Below are 2,500 nucleotides of genomic sequence, written 5' to 3' on the forward strand. Positions count from 1 at the left end.
TAAGTGTAAGAGTCTTGGAGGTAGAGCACTGATTGGACTAGGGGTCCTCATCGGATTACCGAATTCAGTCAAACTCCGAATGCCAATGACTTATCCTTAGGAGTCAGACTGCGAGTGATAAGATCCGTAGTCAAAAGGGAAACAGCCCAGACCGCCAGCTAAGGTCCCAAAGTGTGTATTAAGTGGAAAAGGATGTGGAGTTGCTTAGACAACTAGGATGTTGGCTTAGAAGCAGCCACCATTTAAAGAGTGCGTAATAGCTCACTAGTCGAGTGACTCTGCGCCGAAAATGTACCGGGGCTAAATACACCACCGAAGCTGCGGATTGATACCAATGGTATCAGTGGTAGGGGAGCGTTCTAAGGACAGTGAAGTCAGACCGTAAGGACTGGTGGAGTGCTTAGAAGTGAGAATGCCGGTATGAGTAGCGAAAGACGGGTGAGAATCCCGTCCACCGAATGCCTAAGGTTTCCTGAGGAAGGCTCGTCCGCTCAGGGTTAGTCAGGACCTAAGCCGAGGCCGACAGGCGTAGGCGATGGACAACAGGTTGATATTCCTGTACCACCTCTTTATCGTTTGAGCAATGGAGGGACGCAGAAGGATAGAAGAAGCGTGCGATTGGTTGTGCACGTCCAAGCAGTTAGGCTGATAAGTAGGCAAATCCGCTTATCGTGAAGGCTGAGCTGTGATGGGGAAGCTCCTTATGGAGCGAAGTCTTTGATTCCCCGCTGCCAAGAAAAGCTTCTAGCGAGATAAAAGGTGCCTGTACCGCAAACCGACACAGGTAGGCGAGGAGAGAATCCTAAGGTGTGCGAGAGAACTCTGGTTAAGGAACTCGGCAAAATGACCCCGTAACTTCGGGAGAAGGGGTGCTTTCTTAACGGAAAGCCGCAGTGAATAGGCCCAAGCGACTGTTTAGCAAAAACACAGCTCTCTGCGAAGCCGTAAGGCGAAGTATAGGGGGTGACACCTGCCCGGTGCTGGAAGGTTAAGGAGAGGGGTTAGCGTAAGCGAAGCTCTGAACTGAAGCCCCAGTAAACGGCGGCCGTAACTATAACGGTCCTAAGGTAGCGAAATTCCTTGTCGGGTAAGTTCCGACCCGCACGAAAGGTGTAACGATTTGGGCACTGTCTCAACCAGAGACTCGGTGAAATTATAGTACCTGTGAAGATGCAGGTTACCCGCGACAGGACGGAAAGACCCCGTGGAGCTTTACTGTAGCCTGATATTGAATTTTGGTACAGTTTGTACAGGATAGGCGGGAGCCATTGAAACCGGAGCGCTAGCTTCGGTGGAGGCGCTGGTGGGATACCGCCCTGACTGTATTGAAATTCTAACCTACGGGTCTTATCGACCCGGGAGACAGTGTCAGGTGGGCAGTTTGACTGGGGCGGTCGCCTCCTAAAGTGTAACGGAGGCGCCCAAAGGTTCCCTCAGAATGGTTGGAAATCATTCGTAGAGTGCAAAGGCATAAGGGAGCTTGACTGCGAGACCTACAAGTCGAGCAGGGACGAAAGTCGGGCTTAGTGATCCGGTGGTTCCGCATGGAAGGGCCATCGCTCAACGGATAAAAGCTACCCCGGGGATAACAGGCTTATCTCCCCCAAGAGTCCACATCGACGGGGAGGTTTGGCACCTCGATGTCGGCTCATCGCATCCTGGGGCTGTAGTCGGTCCCAAGGGTTGGGCTGTTCGCCCATTAAAGCGGTACGCGAGCTGGGTTCAGAACGTCGTGAGACAGTTCGGTCCCTATCCGTCGTGGGCGTAGGAAATTTGAGAGGAGCTGTCCTTAGTACGAGAGGACCGGGATGGACGCACCGCTGGTGTACCAGTTGTTCTGCCAAGGGCATAGCTGGGTAGCTATGTGCGGAAGGGATAAGTGCTGAAAGCATCTAAGCATGAAGCCCCCCTCAAGATGAGATTTCCCATAGCGTAAGCTAGTAAGATCCCTGAAAGATGATCAGGTTGATAGGTTCGAGGTGGAAGCATGGTGACATGTGGAGCTGACGAATACTAATAGATCGAGGACTTAACCATATAATATGTAGCAAATGTTATCTAGTTTTGAAGGAATATGCCTTCATAGTTTGGTGATGATGGCAGAGAGGTCACACCCGTTCCCATACCGAACACGGAAGTTAAGCTCTCTAGCGCCGATGGTAGTTGGGACCTTGTCCCTGTGAGAGTAGGACGTCGCCAAGCAACTTTAAGACGAGTCAGAATGACTCGTCTTTTTTGTGTTTTATAACTTCTTTTTAAAGCTAAATATTTTGAAGTGCTTCTCGCTTTTTAAAAAGGTTTTTGAGTACGTAGCTATATAAGTTTTATTCAATTTCTTTCGTGATTTTTTATATGTAATTTAAGATTTTCTATTTTATTTCTTAAAGATAGGATTCATCAGTGTGTTAAAATAGTACAGTTGTTTTTGATGTACTTTAATATAAGAAGATTTAAGTTAGAAAAGGAGATAATATGAAAAAGATAAGTATAATTACTATAG

Annotated in this window: 1 protein-coding gene and 2 rRNA genes (2 of these 3 only partly in view); all 3 read left to right on the forward strand. The window is 48.4% G+C overall.

The window, feature by feature from the left end; translation table 11 throughout:
* Nucleotides 1-2,037: ribosomal RNA gene (locus DN399_RS01550) — 23S ribosomal RNA — on the forward strand; it begins 885 nt to the left of the window's first position.
* A 49-nt stretch (nucleotides 2,038-2,086) separates the two neighbouring features.
* Nucleotides 2,087-2,202: ribosomal RNA gene (gene rrf / locus DN399_RS01555) — 5S ribosomal RNA — on the forward strand.
* A 270-nt stretch (nucleotides 2,203-2,472) separates the two neighbouring features.
* Nucleotides 2,473-2,500, forward strand: the 5' portion of a protein-coding gene (locus DN399_RS01560) for an alpha/beta hydrolase (protein WP_033692091.1). The gene runs 932 nt beyond the window's last position; 28 of the gene's 960 nt are visible here — the first part of the coding sequence; the start codon lies at nucleotides 2,473-2,475; its stop codon lies beyond the right edge, outside the window.

Source organism: Bacillus sp. AR4-2, from assembly GCF_008274865.1.
Taxonomy (GTDB): domain Bacteria; phylum Bacillota; class Bacilli; order Bacillales; family Bacillaceae_G; genus Bacillus_A; species Bacillus_A cereus.